Here is a 2186-nt window from a genome sequence, read left to right as displayed (position 1 = left end):
ACCGCGCCGTCGGTGAGGTCGACTCGGGGCGCCCTGCTGGTGTTTCCGCCAGTGGGTTTCCCCGAGCCGCCTCCCGAACCCGGCGTGCCCGTCTCCGGGCACCGGGCTCTCCACAAATCCCGTTCGGGGGTGTTCAGTTCCTCATGCCGTAGTGGGCCACGGAGCCGGAATGAGTTTTCCCCGGTATCGGTATCTGGTCGTGCTTACCTTGGCCGGGTTGAACAGTTCCGTTTCCTCTGTGACGGGCCACCAGCTGCCGCCGTAATAGCGTCGGCGGAGCTGTTTCCAAGTGATCCCGGGGTGCTTGCGTCGAATCCATCGCGTCACTCTCATCCACGTGTAGTGGCTGAGGTAACAGAAAGCGACGTTCGAAACTCCGGGACGGAAATACGCGCACCATCCCCGCAACACCGAGTTCAGCTGGTGGAGCAAGGAATCCAGCGATAATCCGACGTTCTGTCGTCCGGTCAGTTGCTTCACCTTGCCCGTGACGGAACGCAGTGATTTCCGTGCCGGGTAGGTGTAGATGTACTGCCGATCAGTGCCCAGCTTCCGGTGACGCTGGATGCGCCATCCGAGAAAATCAAGGCCCTCGTCAATGTGCGTGATCTTTGTCTTCTCCACCGACAGGCGAAGGCACATCGGCTTCAATGCCTCTGCGACCTCGTCGCGTAGTTCCTCGGCATGGTCTCGGCTCCCGAAGACGAGTACGAGAAAGTCGTCCGCATACCGGACCAGCCGGTAATTGGGCAATCCTCGGCGCCGTCTCCTGCGCCGATCCTCGGAGGTGCCATCTGGTCCTCCGAGGCCCTGGGCGATGTGCTCGTCCATGGCCGAGAGCGCGATGTTGGCCAGCAGCGGCGACAGGATCCCGCCCTGCGGGGTCCCGGTGCGTGTGTCCGTGAAGGCACCGTCACGGGACAGGATCCCGGACTTCAAGAATGCCTTCACCAAGGACAACACCCGCTTGTCCCCGATTCGATTCCGCACTCGCTCCATGAGCGGCGGGTGCGAGATCTCGTCGAAGCACGCCGTGATGTCGCCCTCCACCACCCACTCGTATCCGTGGCTGGCGAGATAGCGAGTCTCGGCGATCGCATCGTGAGCTCGGCGGTTCGGGCGGAACCCGTAGGAACACGGGAGAAAGTCCGCTTCGAACACCGGCTCCAGCACCAGTTTCAAGGACGCCTGGACCACTCGGTCCGCCACGGTCGGAATCCCGAGACGACGAAGCTTTCCATTCGCCTTGGGAATCATCCGCTCGCGGACAGGAACCGGATGGAAGCTGCGGTCTCTGACCTGGTTCCGCAGCTTGTCGAGAAACGCTTCGACTCCTTGCCCGGCTTCGATGGAGCGGGCGGTCTTCCCATCCACTCCGGCCGTGCGGGCACCCTTGTTTCCCCGGACACGGTCCCACGCCACCAACAGGAAGGCGGGATCGGCCACGAGGTTGAACAGGTCGTCGAACCTGCGATGAGGATCATCGGCAGCCCAACGGTGCAGCTTGGTCTGGATCTCCAGTACCCGGCGTTCGGCCTTCATCAAGGCCCATTCCAGCTCGTCGGTATTCACCGGCGACAGCCTCCTGGCATTCCAGCCTCCTTACTGCTGACTTGCTGGCCCCCTTCCCCATGTGACCGGCTTTCCCGGCCTCGGAGTACTACGGAGCCTCCGTCCTGCCCGACGGCCATCAGCCGACGATGGGCCTGCCCCCGATCGGACTGGATGCCCGATTTGGGGGCGACCGCGGACAGTTCCCACGTTCACCACGAATCGATCGACAGGTGAGGTGCCCAGCTCTACCCCGGCAGCATCGCCACGCTTACGCCGCAGACTTTCAGCGTGGCCTCCCCACCGATACGTGGAGTCGGCTTCGGAGTCGACCACCGAGGAGCGCTGGTGGTCGTGCACTGCGTCCGGCCCAGATCCACCAGGTTCGAGCCGGTGTCGTAATTACGGGGCGTCAGGCACTGATTTCTCGCGTGCACCTTCCTGTCTCGCTAGCCGGGCCCGGGTCGTCTGGCAGTACCAACCCGTCCCGGCGTTGTCGGGGCTGCTAACCGCTCGACTCGGCATCCCCCGAACCGAACTGCCCCCAGCTTCAACCGGATTGCTACGACAACCCGGTGGTGAAGGTCTCTCACCTCACTCGATTCCATGGCGCCTCGTGGCGCACCCACGCGATA

The 2186-nt window shown here is 63.4% G+C and carries 1 protein-coding gene; it reads right to left on the bottom strand.

Going from position 1 to position 2186, the window contains the following annotated elements:
• Positions 1-141: 141 nt before the first annotated feature.
• Positions 142-1572 (bottom strand): group II intron reverse transcriptase/maturase, encoded by a 1431-nt coding sequence (ltrA, locus tag ACIQPR_RS49075; protein ID WP_403664378.1) that lies wholly within the window; start codon positions 1570-1572, stop codon positions 142-144.
• Positions 1573-2186: the final 614 nt, after the last annotated feature.

The organism is Streptomyces sp. NPDC091280, from assembly GCF_044768565.1.
Classification (GTDB): domain Bacteria; phylum Actinomycetota; class Actinomycetes; order Streptomycetales; family Streptomycetaceae; genus Streptomyces.
This window is presented reverse-complemented; position numbering and strand designations above follow the sequence as displayed.